The organism is Ruegeria sp. CDSC054, assembly GCF_059610645.1.
Window position 1 is genome coordinate 396,949 of record NZ_JBXWOA010000003.1, and the last position, 16,213, is coordinate 413,161.

General features: G+C 56.5%; 13 protein-coding genes and 2 pseudogenes. 7 read left to right on the forward strand and 8 right to left on the reverse strand.

The window, feature by feature from the left end; genetic code table 11:
* Positions 1–15 precede the first annotated feature (15 nt).
* On the forward strand, positions 16–3,516 hold the full coding sequence (locus tag AC2FGC_RS09635; RefSeq protein WP_496724961.1) for a hypothetical protein: 3,501 nt from the start codon (positions 16–18) through the stop codon (positions 3,514–3,516).
* Between the two features lie 203 nt (positions 3,517–3,719).
* On the opposite strand, the pseudogene AC2FGC_RS09640 reads toward AC2FGC_RS09635, so the two are convergent.
* Positions 3,720–3,947, reverse strand: a pseudogene (locus tag AC2FGC_RS09640) (DDE-type integrase/transposase/recombinase); the annotation flags it as partial.
* A 113-nt stretch (positions 3,948–4,060) separates the two neighbouring features.
* Here AC2FGC_RS09640 and AC2FGC_RS09645 point away from each other — a divergent pair.
* A pseudogene (locus AC2FGC_RS09645) lies at positions 4,061–4,248 on the forward strand (transposase); the annotation flags it as partial.
* Positions 4,249–4,353: 105 nt separating this feature from the next.
* Here AC2FGC_RS09645 and AC2FGC_RS09650 read toward each other — a convergent pair.
* From AC2FGC_RS09650 to AC2FGC_RS09660, 3 genes are all read right to left on the reverse strand, one after another.
* Positions 4,354–5,370, reverse strand: coding sequence for a GlxA family transcriptional regulator (locus AC2FGC_RS09650; RefSeq protein ID WP_496782176.1), 1,017 nt, complete (start codon positions 5,368–5,370; stop codon positions 4,354–4,356).
* A 72-nt stretch (positions 5,371–5,442) separates the two neighbouring features.
* Positions 5,443–6,915, reverse strand: a complete 1,473-nt coding sequence (nhaC, locus tag AC2FGC_RS09655) for a Na+/H+ antiporter NhaC (protein ID WP_496724965.1) — start codon at positions 6,913–6,915, stop codon at positions 5,443–5,445.
* Between the two features lie 348 nt (positions 6,916–7,263).
* Positions 7,264–8,283 (reverse strand): helix-turn-helix transcriptional regulator, encoded by a 1,020-nt coding sequence (locus AC2FGC_RS09660; RefSeq protein ID WP_496782178.1) that lies wholly within the window; start codon positions 8,281–8,283, stop codon positions 7,264–7,266.
* 184 nt (positions 8,284–8,467) lie between these two features.
* Between AC2FGC_RS09660 and AC2FGC_RS09665 the strand changes: the two genes are divergently transcribed.
* Complete coding sequence (locus AC2FGC_RS09665; protein ID WP_496724969.1) at positions 8,468–9,658, forward strand: sterol desaturase family protein; 1,191 nt, start codon at positions 8,468–8,470, stop codon at positions 9,656–9,658.
* Between the two features lie 130 nt (positions 9,659–9,788).
* Here AC2FGC_RS09665 and AC2FGC_RS09670 read toward each other — a convergent pair whose 3' ends face one another.
* The 3 genes from AC2FGC_RS09670 to AC2FGC_RS09680 form a co-directional block, all read right to left on the reverse strand.
* On the reverse strand, positions 9,789–10,406 hold the full coding sequence (locus AC2FGC_RS09670) for a TetR/AcrR family transcriptional regulator (protein ID WP_496724971.1): 618 nt from the start codon (positions 10,404–10,406) through the stop codon (positions 9,789–9,791).
* Complete coding sequence (locus tag AC2FGC_RS09675; protein ID WP_496724973.1) at positions 10,403–10,921, reverse strand: dihydrofolate reductase family protein; 519 nt, start codon at positions 10,919–10,921, stop codon at positions 10,403–10,405. Before AC2FGC_RS09675 ends, AC2FGC_RS09670 begins: the two co-directional genes overlap by 4 nt.
* A gap of 93 nt (positions 10,922–11,014) precedes the next feature.
* Positions 11,015–11,887: a LysR substrate-binding domain-containing protein gene (locus tag AC2FGC_RS09680; RefSeq protein ID WP_496782180.1), complete on the reverse strand. Its 873-nt coding sequence runs from the start codon at positions 11,885–11,887 to the stop codon at positions 11,015–11,017.
* Between the two features lie 103 nt (positions 11,888–11,990).
* On the opposite strand from AC2FGC_RS09680, the gene AC2FGC_RS09685 reads away from it, so the two are divergent.
* The 4 genes from AC2FGC_RS09685 to AC2FGC_RS09700 all read left to right on the forward strand — a co-directional run bounded on the left by AC2FGC_RS09685 (position 11,991) and on the right by AC2FGC_RS09700 (position 15,206).
* On the forward strand, positions 11,991–13,559 hold the full coding sequence (locus AC2FGC_RS09685; protein WP_496724977.1) for a trimethylamine methyltransferase family protein: 1,569 nt from the start codon (positions 11,991–11,993) through the stop codon (positions 13,557–13,559).
* 14 nt (positions 13,560–13,573) lie between these two features.
* Positions 13,574–14,296: a hypothetical protein gene (locus AC2FGC_RS09690; RefSeq protein WP_496782182.1), complete on the forward strand. Its 723-nt coding sequence runs from the start codon at positions 13,574–13,576 to the stop codon at positions 14,294–14,296.
* The gene (locus AC2FGC_RS09695; RefSeq protein ID WP_496782184.1) at positions 14,293–14,664 is read left to right on the forward strand and encodes a glycine cleavage T C-terminal barrel domain-containing protein; all 372 of its coding nucleotides are present in this window, start codon (positions 14,293–14,295) and stop codon (positions 14,662–14,664) included. The genes AC2FGC_RS09690 and AC2FGC_RS09695 overlap by 4 nt, the downstream gene beginning before the upstream one ends.
* A gap of 143 nt (positions 14,665–14,807) precedes the next feature.
* Complete coding sequence (locus AC2FGC_RS09700) at positions 14,808–15,206, forward strand: site-specific integrase (protein WP_496724981.1); 399 nt, start codon at positions 14,808–14,810, stop codon at positions 15,204–15,206.
* A 34-nt stretch (positions 15,207–15,240) separates the two neighbouring features.
* Here the strand turns inward: AC2FGC_RS09700 and AC2FGC_RS09705 are convergent, their stop codons facing one another.
* On the reverse strand, positions 15,241–16,131 hold the full coding sequence (locus AC2FGC_RS09705; RefSeq protein ID WP_496724983.1) for an AraC family transcriptional regulator: 891 nt from the start codon (positions 16,129–16,131) through the stop codon (positions 15,241–15,243).
* Positions 16,132–16,213 lie beyond the last annotated feature (82 nt).

Consider the following 16,213-nt stretch of genomic DNA (forward strand, 5'->3'; position numbering starts at 1 on the left):
GGGGAGGATCGCCCCATGACTGCCGTGTCCCGCCTTGTGCTGCTGCCGTTCCTCCAGAATTGGGATGGCGCAAATCTCTCGCTACGTCTGATGGTGACCCCCCAGACCGATCCGACCTCGGCCCCCGCACCGGGCCTGCCACCCTATGCGACAACGGATTTCGACGTTGTTGTTCGCACCATCGCGGACCCGACGGTGCTGCCGTCACCGGCCAGCGTCGCCACCGGCGAGACTGCGATCACGTTGCCCGCAATGCCTCAGGCCGAAACGCTGTTTCAATCACTGGCGTCCGAGCTCCCCATCGACAACTCCGTCACGCCTACCGACCCACGCACCGCCTCGATCCGGATCATGAAGTACGCGCCACCGCCCTATCGCGAGGCCACAGGCTATGGCCAAGGTGCCAATCCCTTCCTTCTGACCGATGACACGTATCGCTGCGCGCTCAAGGCCGTTCCGCCAGCAGGCACGTCCATCGCCGATACGGCACCACCGTTGTCGTGGGGCCAGGTTCTGGCCGGCGTACTTCGCCAGCCTTTACTTGCCGAAGCCGTAGGTCTCATTCGCGCAATCGACATCCCCCTTCCTGCAGACGTCGTCTCACAAGGGGGCTGGGTCTATGTCGATCTCGCCCCCGGCAGTCCGTGGCAGTCGCTTGCCGGCATTCCCGGAGCGCTGCGTCTCTACGCCGCGCGGCTGTCCCCGCTATCGGGGCCACGCCCGCTGTTCACGGCCGTACAGTTCCCCGTCACAGCAGCACCCATCCCAGGCTACGACGATATCTTCGCCGAGGCCGTACGTTATGACGACGGCTTCGCCAAAGAGGTCTATGGCGCGCAACCGGCCTGGGCCGACCCCTTCGACGAGGACGGTGAGGACGAAGCGGAGCGTCCCGCGACAGAACGCGGCCTGCTTGTCGGGTGCGACGACTCGCAACTAGTCACCTGGTTCAACCGTCAGATTAGCCCCGGTGCTGCGCCGTTGGATGCGCCGATGGGCGTACGCGGCTATCGCATCGATGCCCGGGAAACCGGCAATTCAGACTGGGTTCCTTTGACGATGGGGGAAACCGCTCTTGTTCTCGGCGGCAATGACCTTGGTAGTGTTCAGGCCAACTTCCCCGTCGAGGTCGGACCGAACAAGATCCTCGGCGATCCCACTGCCAACATGTGGCTTCCCTCGTACTTTGCTGCCTGGAACGGCCGGCCGCTTGTGGGGGTCGACCGCTTCGCCGACCGGCTGATGGGCGGCGACGATGAACCTGAACCTGTCATAGGCGTGCCCCCCGATATCCCGTTGCGCTATGGCACCACATACGATCTGCGCATTCGACTTTGCGATCTTTCCGGCGGTGGCCCCGGCATCGAAACCGAGGCCCTGAACCCTGGCGCACAGCCTGTCTACACCGCAACGATGAAGCGCTACGTCCGGCCCGCTGGACTGCGTACGACGCCCGCCCTGCCTTCGGCAGCCGATCCCACCGACCCTCCAGCCTCGCTCACAGTTAGCAAACCCCGACTGCACTACCCCGCGTGCCTCGTGGCCGGCGGAACCGAGGCCGAGCTTGAGGCAGATATGCCCCAGGCCGCCGCCGAGCAGCGCGCACCTGGCCTTCCGGACCCAGATGTGGACATCCTCGAGATCTCGGTTGAAGTGCTGCGTCCAGACGTGAACCCGGAAGACGATGAGCCGGTCTACGAACAGCTCTACACTATAGAGCGCGCCTTCGATGCCGATGGTCAGGCCCTGCTAGATCTCGAATACGTTGACACCGCCGACATCGGGACCATGGCAATCCCCACAGACGGCGCGATCACTATTCCGACTTCGCGCAATGTGCGGCTGAACCTGACCCCTATCTGCTCGGACAAACCCAACTACTTCGGTGCCGATGACGTGCGCCGCGGCGAAACTGCGCGGCGCTACCTACGCAGCCCGGCCCAGGACGAACGCGGCCTCATTAGCCTGCCACGCGGATGGGTGGCCGAGGGTTTCTATCTGCAACCTACGGAACCGGGAAGCCGGGCGCTTGTCAGAGCCAACCGTGCCGGAGGTCGTACCGGTCAGGGGGCCGAGAACCCGATCGCGCGGCTTGCCTCCGCGCTCGACCTCGATCATGTGGGCGCAAGCCTGCGCGCTCGCCCGGGACAGCGCTGCCTATTCGGGCTGCACTCAAGTCTGAACGCAGTTATCGGTCCCGACGGCGGTTCAGTCCGCTTCGCAACCAAATCCGAAGTGACCAGCCAGTGGATCGTCGCGGTCGTTGTCAACATCGAAAGGGACTGGACATGGGATGGGCTAAGTGGGTTGCGCATCGAGCGTGACGGCAACCAAGTGGGCCGCGTGAGCTGGCGGCAGTCCGCCCCGCACGAAGTCGCCCGTGCCGCCGCCAATGGAGAAACGACGCTGATCTTCCTCGATGCGATCGACCCCGAGCCCGCGGACGGCAGCTTCCCGCGTCCTTTGCAGTTAAAATACACCGCCATCCCCGAATACAAAGTTGACCCCGCACAAGAGGACGGTGCCGAAGAGGTCGATCTGACCTTGCCCGTCGCCCGGCCTCCGCGCCAGGTGCCCAAAATTGTCTCGGCTGGCATCGCATTATCACCCTACTTGCGCGACCCAGCGTATTCCCACTCCGAGGAACGAACCCGGCTGGTCTGGCTCGAGTTCGACCGCCCGCCCGACGATCCGAATGATAGCCTGTTCGCGCGCATGCTCGCCACCAGTCCGGATCCGGTACTCACCGGGGATCTTACCGGCGATCCGACGCTGGGTAACACGCCCCTGCCCATCGACCTTGAACTAATCCGCACGATCATACCCGAGCAGGCCGATGACCGCAGCGGACTGGGCGCGATGCAGAAGCTTTTGCCCACGAACAGTCCCCGGCACTTCATGCTACCGCTGCCCCAAGGGCTGCCGCCCGAAGCGCCCGAACTCTTCGGTTTCTTCCTTTACGAATTCCGTGTCGGTCACGCCGAGATGTGGAGTACTGCGCAAGGCAGATACGGGCGGCCCCTGCAAGTCGCAGGCATCCAGCACGCGCCTCCTCCGCTTAACTGCGGCGTCACCCGCTCGACCCAGCGGTTGACCGTCAGCGCCGAATTCGCCGACCCGGTCAAGAATGGTCGCTCCGTGCAACCTGTGGTGCCACGCACCGACCTTTGGGTGCTGCTTTACGTACAAGCGGTGCAAGCAGATGACGAAGACCGGCGCAACGTGCTTCTGGGTCGTCGCCAGCTTGCAACTCCGCGCCGCCCGCGCCAGCCCTTCGATGACAGAAGCTTTGGATTTACCGCCACAACCGAGCCCGCCGGCCAGACAAGCTGGTCCGCCGCAGAGATCACGAGTCTTCTGGCCGACATAACGCTTGGCCCCGATGCACCGCTCAGCTGTCTCGTTGTCGAGACCCTGCCCGGCGAGGTACCGCACAAGGATCCGCTAGGCGCGCATCTTGGCTACGAACGCATTCTGCGCGCATCACCTCTGACGAAGGTGCCCGAGGTCTGTTAGGCCCAAATTTTTCTGCCTGCGACTGATCGCAGGGTTTGGCGACGTGTACAGGGGTGCTGGTCGGATCGGATACCTGCGGTAAGAGGACTGTTGCGTTAATTGGTTGAAGCTGGGTCAAGTGCAGCGCATGCGGCCGGACTATACGCGCTCGAACAGTTTGAGATGAAGCCGGTCTCTCCTCGAACACCGGTCTATTTGTGTCAAATGTGACCGCGCTTGTTGGTCCGGATCGTCTCTATCCCACTCAGTGTTGCCCTCACGGTTCGCAAGGCTCGAATGCTCTGACGGTACCTAAGTAGGCGCTTCATCGCGACATGATCACTTTCGACCAAATTGTTCCGCCACTTTCGATCAATTTGCCTGTTGCAGTCAAAATGCGGATCGTATCGGTGGTTGATTTCGCAGATGATACGCCGATAAGCGTAGGCCTTGGGAGCCTTAACGTCTCGCGAACCGAGAGCCGGAAAGCGGACCGTGGTTGGGCTCAGGACACATTGATTTTTGGTTTTAGCGTGATTCACGTTGCCGAAAACAAGCGGTTACCATGCCTGACCTTTTCTGGCTGAGCGACGAGCAGATGGCGTGCCTTGAGCCCTTCTTTCCTAAGTCTCATGGCAAGCCACGTGTAGATGATCGACGTGTTCAGAGTAGGATTATCTCCATCAATAGCAATGGGTTGCGCTGGTGCGATGCGCCAAGGAATACGGGTCGCACAAGGCGCTATATAATCGCGCTCGCGGCTCTCGTCATTTTTTGGTTACGAGGCCCGACCCTAACTGCACATAACCTAAATCAACAATTCAAAATTTTTGACTTCCGATACTGGTCAGATGCAATTTAATCGCGTCTATCAGACCATCCTCTCCGGAAAGAAGTTGGCGCCTCGCCGTAGCGTTTCTTGAATCGTACGGTCAGCTGAGTAGCGCTGCTAAAGCCAGTGGCTGCCGCAATTTCGGCGACCGACATCTCGGTTTCGCTGAGCAATGCGTATGCCCTCGCGACGCGCAGTTCGATATAGAACTGGACCGGCGAGGTTTCGACATATTTTTGAAAAAGACGTTCCAGCTGACGACGCGATATCTGCACGGCTTCCGCGATTTCAAAGATATCCAGCGGCTCTTCCAGGTTTTCATGCATGATCTGCATAGCATTGATCAGGTATTGATTGCGGCTGCCCAAGGCCACCGAGAAGGCCGATTTCTGAAGCGTTTTGCTATTGTTGGATCGAAAGTGGATGCACATGTCCGATACGATGACCGCCAGATCGTTTCCGAAATCGGATTCGATCATGTCCAGCATCATATCGGTTGCCGCATTTCCGCCGCCACATGTCATAAGCTCGTTGTCGATCTCATACAGGTTTGCCGACGGTTCGAGATCAGCAAAGTTTTCGATGAAAGCCGGGTGGTTTTCCCAGTGCAGCGTAAACCTTTTTCCCGACAGAACCCCGGCCTTGGCAAGGGCAAAAGCGCCAGTGCAAATCCCACCCAGATTGCAGCCAAAGGTTCGCTGACGACTGATCCAGGACAGAACTTTGGAGTTCGTACTCTCGGCTGGTTCAATGCCTGAGCACACAAACAGCCGCGAGGATCGCGGCAGATTGCGCAAAGCGGAGTCCGGCGTGATTTCGATCCCGTTTGAACAGGAAACCGGTGTTCCGTCTTCAGTGATCAGAAACCACTTATAAAGCTCTTTGTTGGTGACCTGATTGGCTATCCTCAGAGGTTCCACTGCGGCGCTAAAGGCCAGCATGGTCAGTTTCGGCAACAGCAGGAAGTAGATCTCTTTGGCCGATCCATCATATTCTATGCGATAACTGGCCGCACCCTTAGGGACAAAGTTTCTCGGGTTCATTTTCTCTCCTCCCAGTATCGACCAAGGCGGGTGAAGGGCACCAACACCTGTTGCGGTGTTGGTGCAAAATGGTCAGGCACTCATCTGCGCGACAGGCTCTCCGCTTTCTTCCCATGAGCGGATCTCTTCCTCGCTTGCCTTTGGTGAGAAGAGACCGGTCATGGCGTAGAGGATACCGATGACAGGTGACAGCCAGCAAGCAAATGCGAGCGGGATGTACAGCAGGTTCTCAAAGTTCCCGTCCGCGATCCCCAGGCCCAGTGCCGTGATGACAAAGGCGCCACCCGCATTCCATGGGATCAGAGGGGACACCAGCGTTCCGCCCTCCTCGACGGCGCGGGACAGGTTCAGCGGGGAATAGCCCATCGCGCGATAGACAGGCGCATACATTCGGCCCGGCAGTGCAATGGACAAGTATGGATCACCTGCAACGGTATTGGTGGCAACAGACGTCATGATAGCGGAAATCTGAATGCCGGCGAACGACTTCACCTTCGATATGACAACTTTGATGATAGCCTGAAGGCAACCCACGCGTTCAAGCGCTCCGCCGAAACCCAGGGCCAGCAGCACCAGTGAGATGGTCCACATCATCGACTGAATGCCCCCGCGATTTAGCAAAGGGTCTATCTCCGGAACCCCGGTATCGATTGAATAGCCGCTGTTGGCGAAAGTGAACGTCTCATGAAGCCCGGCCCCCTGACAAAAGATTGCTATAACACCGCCCGCAACAGCCCCCGCAAACAGCGACGGGATCGGAGGTTGCTTCATGACCGCCAGAACGATGACCAGAACCGCCGGAAACAGCATGATCGGTGAAATCCAGAATGCGTCGTCCAGCGCGGTTGTGATCGCGTGAATACGATCAAACGAAACCTGCGACGTGTCGATCAGTGTGAAACCGACGACAAAGTAAATCACCAACGCGATCAGCATCGAAGGAACTGTGGTCGGAAGCATGTTCCGAATGTGATCGAAAAGATTGGTCCCCGTCACGGCAGGGGCAAGGTTAGTTGTGTCCGACAAAGGCGAGATCTTGTCGCCGAAGAACGCGCCAGAGACCACCGCCCCCGCCGTCCAATACATTGGAATACCAAACCCGGCACCAATCCCCATCAGCGCCAAACCAACTGTACCGGTTGTTCCCCACGATGTGCCCAATGAAACAGAGACAATGGAGCAAAGGATCATTCCTGCGGCAAGGAAAAGCTCGGGCGACAATATCTTGAGGCCGTAATAGATCAGCGTCGGGACGGTGCCGCTTGCGATCCACACGCCAATGATCATACCTACCGTGATCAGTATCGAGACCGACGGCAGGGATATATTAATGACGTGGAACACGCCTTCTTCGATGCTGGGCCATTTGTGACCCAACATAAGGCCAACGATGCCGGTGATCGCGATCCCGAAGGCCAAAGGGATGTGCGGGGTAAAATCGCCGAAATAGAATAGCTGCAGCCCAAGCACACACAGGGTCAGCACGATTGGCACAAGCGCCAGCACTAAGCCGGGTTGACGTATGTTGTCTTCATTCGCAGACATATGGGTCTCCTCCATTGGAATGATCCAGAAGCGGTATGATCTGCGGAAGAAACCAAGTTTAGCAGTGTGGGACCGTCGGTCAGAGCGCACATCCTATTAGAATTTGCGACACAGATGCGTCGGGGTTCGGCTTCTTCGGGTGAACTGAAGGCCGACCAACGCGATCAAGCGCAACAAATTGGCTCCAATTACTGCGCACTCCCAAGCCCCGAACGACAGCAGGCTGTACTACGGGTATTGGCAACAACCCTTGGCAGACGTCCGCCTCATTGATCGTTGCTGCGGTACGGCAGCCGTAATTTTGATTTTTTTTGCAAAGCAGGCTTGGAAGGTGGTTTTGCGGATAGCTTACAAACGTGACTTTGTCGTTTCATGTAAATGCGCCCTTCGAAATTCCGAAGGTGTCATTCCAGTTTGAGCGCGAAAGGCGCGGTTGAATGGCCCCAGTGAGGAAAACCCCACATCGTAAGCGATGCTCAAGACCGAGCGCTCTGCCAGCTCGGGCGATGATAACATGGATTGCGCCTCTTGAATGCGGAACGCGTTCACGAAGCTCGCAAAATTCCGGTGCCCCAAGCCTTGATTGATTGCGGACCTAATGCGGTGTTCCTGTGTCCCAAGATGTTCGGCCACTTGGGCAACGGTCAGCCTTTCGCTGCGCCACAGACCCTCAGACATCGCGGCTTCAATACGCGTTATGAGCGCGGACTGCGCCGGGTTGGCTTGGTCATCCCGCTTTGGAGTGCTCGGTATCCAGATGTCTGGAACCACGCGAACCGACCACAGCAGGAACGCGCTTGCAGACAGGAAAAACGCACTTGCCTGTAGTGCAAATACCCAGACAGGAAGCGCTTTATCCAGATGGGTGATTTCAAATCCGGTAATGAGAATTCCCAAACTGAGGATCCAGACCAGAAACCAACGCCGAAACCGGCGACGGGCCTCGATCAGATCCCCTGCCTGACCTGAAACTACGATCCACAGGCCATGGAAAAAGAAGATCAGTACGCAGATACCGCGGACTGCACCAAGTTGCAGCTGTAGTTGAGAAAGCCACGCCAAACCGACTATCAACGCAGCGGTCAAAATCTGCCAAGGTTGAACAAAAACGTCATCCTGGAACAGCTCAATCACGGCCCAATAGAGCAAGACAGGGATCACACCTGCGATCATCACAAGCACAATCCGAACCGGGTTGTCGGTTAGATCAATGCTTGGTGAGGACACAATCAAGTAGGGGCCAAAACTGAGGCACAGCAAGACTACTGCCATGCTTTTGCGCTGGAATCCCCCGTTTCTCATGAAGACAGCGGCGCATAACGCGAGTGTGCCGATGGCACTGCCGCGCAGGAAGATATCCAAAATCATTGGGTCTGACATAACAGGCGCAATCGAAGTCGGATTTACCCCGCCGGTCAACGGTATAGCCATACTGAAACTGAAAAATCCTCGCCGATTTTGCAAGAAACGGATCGGTTTTCAAATTCAGCGCGCTCTGATTTGCGTCGCCAGCCAGTGTCCGCCACATGTCAATTCGCATTCGGAGCAGACAATGACTCAGTTAGCCACACTCTTATCCATCTACACGGATGTCTTCGGCGGAGACCTCTTACGGTATATTCTTGGCGCCGGCGGCACGTATCTATTGATCAATATCATGCTGGCACGGCGTCTTGGTGCGCAGAAAATTAGACCCTCTGCAGTGCCACAAGGTCAAATCCTGCGCGAGATTCTAACGAGCCTGCGCACAGTGCTTATCTTTACTGCCGCAGGGACATCCATCGCGCTTGGTGCGAGGGCAGGTGTCATCACAATCTACCAAGACATAGCCGCATATGGCTGGACCTATTTCGCGTTCAGTATCGCGGTGCTGATTATCCTTCATGATGCGTGGTTCTATTGGACGCACCGCGCCCTGCACTACCCGCCCCTGTTTCGCCGGTTTCACCGCTTGCATCACAAGTCACACCAACCGACTCCCTTCACCTCCTACAGCTTTGACGTTGGCGAGGCCGTGGTGAACGCCGTCTACTTGCCTTTCGTTCTTATCATTCTGCCAACACACCCTGTCGCGCTTTTCATCTTTGTGACCCATATGATGCTGCGCAATGCAATCGGGCACTGCGGGATCGAAATCTTCCCTGCCAATGCAAAAGGCAGGCCGGTCTTTGGCTGGCTCACGAGCGTTACTCATCACGATATGCACCATGCACATGCGGGCTATAACCACGGGCTCTATTTTTCGTGGTGGGATCAGTTCATGAAGACCGAGCATCCAAGATACTTGACCGAATTCGCCCGCGTCGCGCCGCGATTGCGCATCCGAATGGTCAAAACAGCTCTTTTGGTGATTGCGGTTATCGTGGGTATGTTGGCCACCCAAGGACATGCCTTTGACCTAAAAGGCCACTACGCGTCCCCCGGACTCGGCGTGATCGTCGCGTTTGAAGATTGCACATCGAATAAAGCAATAAAGTGTGGACGTCTTGTTTGGGTTTGGAACAAGGACGATACGCCCCATGCGCAGGTTGGTGATATGATCCTGACCGAATTGGTCTTTGACGGCACGGTATGGAAAGGCGCGCTACGCGATCCAGAAACTGGACGGACATATCGTGGATCCATCCAGCAATCGGCCAAGCATCAGTTGACACTTAAAGGCTGCGCCGGGGTATTCTGTGCATATCAAACCTGGCATTCGACCGAGTACCTCAGAACTGTGCTCAGGCGTCATGGAAATTAGGTACAAGGCCATCCCTAAAGATGGCCCATTCCGGACCTTCACACTGCCTTAACAATTCTGCGCTCGCAGTTCGCTTACCGGTCATTCGCTGCAATCGCGAAGACACAGCCCAGTGTGGATGTTTGGGTCGTTAAGGTCGTTCTGCCGGACCACCCTGATACGCTTGTTTTCTCCGCAACCGGACCTCGCGGTCACCAGCTGCTTGATCAAGAATCCAGTCAATCCCGCGCAGAAAGTCATCTATTGTCAGGGGATTGTTTTCTCCGCTGGAGGCAGAGAGTACAAACCCATGTGCATAGTCTATTAGCACGTGAACAAGGACGTCGCCGCCATCGCTGTTTTCAAGCTGGTCCGTGCTGGCCTTTAATTCCACGGCCACGTTTATGAGATCCGCGCTCATCAGCGTCACATCCTCAAGGATCGCGCGCAGAAGGTTGGCGTTCTTCAAGGCGTATCCATAGTAGGTCATCATGATGCTTTGGGCGCGTTCAACCGGAGTATCTCCGTCCACGCCATCCAGAACGCCGGCGAAAGCACTTTCCACCAGACCGGATAAAAGCTGTCTCTTGGTGCCAGCGTGATAGGTCACCGCCATCGGGGTGACCCCAAGCTGATTGGCGAGCATGCGAAACGATAGCGCGTCAACGCCTTTGCTTTGGACAATCGGCAATGCAGTTTTCAGGATCAGCTGTTTCGAAAGGCGCTGCTCAGCCTTTGGCGGCCGCCCCGGTGGGGCAGTTTTCGTCATCTGATTTTCAATCTGTATTCGAGATCCACCAGGCCAGAGGGAAAGCTGCTAACCGAAACCAGTTCTAGATCAACATCGCCTTGTGTCTCGCCGAATATCCGAATGCCTTCACCAATCAGGATGGGAATCAAGGTGATCCGCATGTCTTCAATCAGCCCGGCTTTGAGGAATGAACAGATGATGGCTCCGCCATCCACGTAAACTCGACTGAAACCACGCGCGTCAAAGCTCTTCATCAATTCGGGTGGTGTTTTGTCTGAAACCTCAACCTTCTCGCGCAGGTCACTAGGGATGTCGTCGGCTGTCATCGAACGACTGAGAACCACCACCGGTTTCGTGTATGGCCACGCTCCAAACCCCCTAACCGTCCGGTATGATCCCGATCCCATTACGATCACGTCGACACTGTCCTGAAAGGCTGTGAACCCGTGGTCTTCATCCTTGGTGGGTTGCTTATCCAACCAATCCAGCCTGTGATCCGGCCTTGCAACAAAGCCGTCTAGACTCATTGCCATCATAATATGTCCCGTGGGCATCGTCTGGATCTTCCTCATATTATTTATATGCCGTATAATATTTTTCTTGACGCCGCTCAAGGGGGAATACCATCAGGCCTGGCTCTGAACCCAATCCGAGAATGCCCGCACTGCGCCAATTGGGGCGGTTCTGTGCGGTTGAACTAAGAAATACCCGTATTCAGGCAGAACGGTTGCCGACAATCTAAACAGCCTTTCCGCATTCAAATCGTCCCCAACCAAGTCATCCATCAAAGCGATGCCCTGCCCGTCAATGACCGCTTGCACCCGGACATTCGGGTCAGGAACGATCAGCACATCTCGCCTTGATTGCCGAGGAAGCTTTGCGACGTTCAGCCAATCTGACCAGGCCCTGCTGTCATCGCGATCTCTCAGCAACGTAAGTTGCGACATTGCGCCTTCTATTCCCAACTCATTCACCAGGTCGGCTGCCGCCCGATTACCTACTGGATAGGGCCGTAAGTGCATGAACGGTGTAACTGTGCCGTCACTCCAATTCCCGTTGCCCCACCTGATTGCCAGGTCCACTTCCTGCATCTCTGCCTGCGAAAACTCGACCATCGGCTGAATGCGAAGCTGCACGTCCGGGTGGCTTTGCATAAATGACATCAGGCGTGGCGACAGCCAACGCGCAGCGAAATAGGTCGAGACACCAACAGTCAAAGAGCGCGATGAAATCCCTTTCAACGCCTGAATTTCGGTTTCGATCTCTTCGTATCGGGTCTGGCAGATTGCGAGCAGTTTCAGTCCTTCACCGGTGAGTGTGACACCCCGCGTTGTGCGCTGAAACAAGGCCATCCCCAGATCGGCCTCAAGCGTTTTGATCTGATAACTGATCGCACCCTTTGTCATATTGAGCGCCGACGCCGCCGTCGAAAAGCTGGAATAACGGGCGATCTCAGCAAATAGCCTAAGCAAGTCGTGGTGATGAAAGCGGGCAGCCATGAGTATAGCGTACAAATTTTCTAAACACTGAGAAAAGAAATTTTCGATTTTCAACATAATTTTTTAAGCCCAAAATTTGCACCTGGTTGCGCGAAACGAACAAATGACGTTGGACCCTTTGAACGCTGTAGCAGACACATCAACACTGACGGGGCACCGCAGACGCGTGCGCCGACGCCGCTTGGCCCGTGACAATGAGCCCGCTGAGGGCACGCCGTTCTCGGGGCGCAAAATACCTGCATACGATCTTCTGAGCGAAACGGCACTGACCCAGATCGAAGATCAAGCCGATTGGATTTTGAACAATATTGGTGTCGAGTTCCGGGGGGATCGTACCGCGCTTGATCACTTCGGCCAAACCGGTGCACGCATCGATGGCGAACGTGTACGGTTTGAACCGGGTCACGTCCGCGCGCTTTGCGCTACCGCCCCTTGTGAATTTCAGTTGCATGGTCGAGACCCGGCCAAAACAGTGACACTTGGCGGCGACAACGTTGTGCTGATGCCGGGATATGGCTCTCCGTTTGTCAGCGATCTGGCGAATGGCCGCCGCTATGCGACGCTGGAGGACTTCCGCAACTTCGTCAAGCTGGCCTACACTGCGCCTGCCTTGCACCATTCCGGCGGCACGGTGGTCGAGCCGACAGATGTACCGGTGAACAAACGACATCTGGACATGATGCTGGCGCATCTGACGCTGTCGTCCAAACCCTTTATGGGATCTGTCACAGCTCCCGATCGCGCCCAGGATAGTATCGAGATGGCGCGCTTGGTCTTTGGGCGCGACTTCATGGAGCGCCACGCGGTGATGCAGGCCAACATCAACGTCAATTCGCCGCTGGTTTATGATGATACGATGTCTTCGGCTCTGCGCATCTATGCGGAGGCAGGGCAATGTGTTTGTGTCTCCCCTGCCATTTTCGCGGGCGCTATGGGCCCGCTTTCACCTGCAGCGGTGTCGGCGCAAACTCTGGCCGAAGCGATGGTCGGCATTGCGCTTGCGCAACTGGTGCATCCTGGCTGTCCGGTGGTATTCGGCTCATTCCACTCCACAATGAACTTGCGCACAGGCGCTCTGACCTTTGGATCGCCCGAGGCGAATATGACCACGATGGCGCTTACTCAATTGGGACGAAGGCTTGGCGTGCCTGTGCGGTCCGGCGGCGGACAGATCACCGCCTCCAATGCGCCCGACGGGCAAGCGTTGCAGGATAGCACCGGTGCAATGTGGTCCACGCTTTTGTCCGGGGCTCATCAGGTTTGGCATGCGGCGGGCTGGCTCGAAGGTGGGCTTGTGATGTCCTACGAGAAATTCATCATGGATCTCGACCACTGTGGCGCGATGCTGAAACTGTTGCAGGGCTTCGAAACGGACGACGAGGCCTTTGGCCGTGATGCCTATTTCGAAACGGGCCCGGGCGAAAATTTCCTGTCGACCAATCACACGCTGCGGCACTACGCGACGGCGAATTTTGAGCCACAGATTTCTGACGCCGGACCCTTCGAAACCTGGTCTGAAAATGGTGCTCTTACAGCAGATCAACGCGCCGCCACCCGGTGGCGTCAGTTGTTGAACGACTATCAACGCCCCGAAATGAAACCCGACATCCAGGCCGCGCTTGAAGACTTCGTGTCAGAGCGCAAAGCGCGAATGCCGGACGAATGGTACTAGAGAGAGGAACCCCCATGGCCGAAGAACTTAGCCGCACGTCCGCGCTTGCATCCCGCCACCAGAGCCTTGGCTCGGGACTAGAGGATTGGAATGGTATGGGCACCGCCTGGACCTACCACACCGATCCCAACGATGAACACGATGCGGTTCGCGAGCGCGCGGGAATGTTTGACATGTCGCCTCTGAAAAAGGTGTTCGTGCGCGGCCCTGACGCCCAAGCGGTTCTTGATCACCTAACCACACGCGATCTTTCCAAGGTCACACCGGGAAAGGCGGCTTACCTGTGCGTGCTGACAGATGAGGGCGGGATCGCCGACGATGCCATAGTGTCCAATAACAGCGGCGACGAATGGATGATCGTGCATGGCTCGGGCAACACGATGGCGCTTCTGGAGAATTCGGCGGAAGGGCGGAACGTGCAGATCGAATTTACCGATGATCTGCATGATCTGTCAGTACAAGGGCCAGCCTCGTTGGAAATTCTCAACGCGAACGCGGATTTTGACCTGGCCGATCTGGCCTATTTCGAACATGCGCCTGCGGTGCTTTTCGGTCACCCCTGCCGTATCTCGAGAACCGGATATTCCGGCGAACGCGGCTACGAGATTTTTGCCGATGGCTCTGTGATCACCGACATTTGGGACAAACTGGCGGAGCAGGCGTCATGCCCTGCTCCTTTACAGCACTCGACAAGGTGCGGATCGAGGCGGGGCTGCTGTTTTACGGATATGACATGACCGAAGTCAACACGCCCTGGGAGGTCGGCCTTGGCTTTACTGTCAACAAATCCAAGGGCGATTTTCGCGGCAAATCGGCCGTCATGGCCGCAAAAGGTTCCGAGAAGGTCAATAACTTCTGCCTGGATATCGATCATTCTGACATGGTCGAAGGCGGAGAAAGACTGTCATTGAATGGCGCGGAGGTGGGCGTCATCAACAGCCCCTGCTTCTCGCACCGATTGGGCAAATCGCTTGCCCTTGCGCATGTTCAGCCACAGCTTGCCATCGGAACCACGCTAAAGGTTTCAGGAAATGATTTCGCGACAAACGCAACAATTGTGTCCAGCCCAATTTACGACCCCGAAAAAGCTCGCACACATAGTTAGGGAGGTCTTGGCAGGCAGCGAGGGTTGCGTCAACGTCGGGTTATCCTCCTGGGTGGGCATGACGGATTGGAGGATCAGTCAAGGAAACACTAAACTTCCCGGCCATTCGCGCACTTCGCCCAGCCTGGAACAAAGGCCGTGTCGTGGGTCAGAAGCGCCCCCTGAAAACAAAAAATGTCTGGGCGATCCGAGTGCGCCTCGAGCTTGCCGAAAACCATCGCGATATTGCGCTCTTCAACATGGCAATCGACGGTAAGCTCCGCGGTTGCGATCTGGTAAAAATGAAAGTGGCAGATGTTATGTCATTGGTTCAGATCAAGGAACAGGCTTCAGTACTTCAAAGCAAGACGCAGAAACCTGTGCGCTTCGAAATATCCAAGGGCACCTGCGCCTCTATTGAGAAATGGATGGAAGACGAACTCATGGTCGAGTCAGAGTACCTTTGGCCGGGCGATTCACACTTTGCGGACAATGTACCAATTCCTCGATTGCGCCAATGGCCGCTTTCAAAAATTGATCGGGTCGAAAGCCTTGGTTCGTGACGGGGCTGCGACGTTTGGTTTTATACCTGCAGCCTTATTGGACAGATTCGGGAACGCGGTCCTGTCTTGGGGAACGTCCAAATTTGCGGACATACTCTCTTGAGAATTGAGCCGAGCTTTCATATCCAACCCCGTAGGCAATCTCTGAGACTTTTGAGCCGGTGGTTTGAAGCTCATTCCGGGCTTGGAGCAAACGCAGGTCTTTCTGGTATTGCAGCGGCGAGGTTCCCGTAACAGCCTTGAATTGTTCGAAGAATGCCGAAGTGCTCATACCCACGCGCCCTGCAAGTTCTCCAACGACTAGGGATTTAGCTAAATCTGACCGGATTTCGTGTGTAGCTGCGAAAATCCGGCTTGCCGTGTTTTCGTGCCACGCCAGTTTTCGGAGCGTGCCACCATGTCGCCCAATCAGCAGGCGGGCATGGATTTCCCGCACCGTGATCGGAGCGAGCATGTGACGTGTCTCTTCGGTTTCGCACTGGCGAATATATCGCAATAGGGCGCTTTTCATTTCGTGATCGGTTTCAGCGAGGCAGATCGAAAATGGATCCGACACTTGATGGGTGGACGACCGCGACCCTGACGAGGCCAGGACGCGCAAGAGTTCCAGATCGAGGGGGAACACGAGCGCGACGTAGGGACGTTCGGGTGTGGCCTCTGTGATCCTTGAGACAACCGGCAGCGCGTTACTGACGATCAGCGACTGCCCGGCCCGAACAGTGAGTGTTCTGTTACTGGTTCCTACCTCTTTGGCGCCTTGTAGGACCGCGCACAACAGCGGGCGGTAGACATTGGCGTCGGATAGGGTGGTCGACGGGTGAGTGAGAAAAACCGTCTCGCTTTCGTTCTGTGTCAGTACGCCCTGCGCGACGCCCGCGCGGTCAAGCAGAGCCAGAACATAGTCCAATAGTGTCTGAGATCCCATATACGCCTCCAGTGGTTGCTCTTATCGATAGCACGGAGGTGGGAAAACCTTTACAGAAGATCTCCGCTTCTGGAGCATTGTG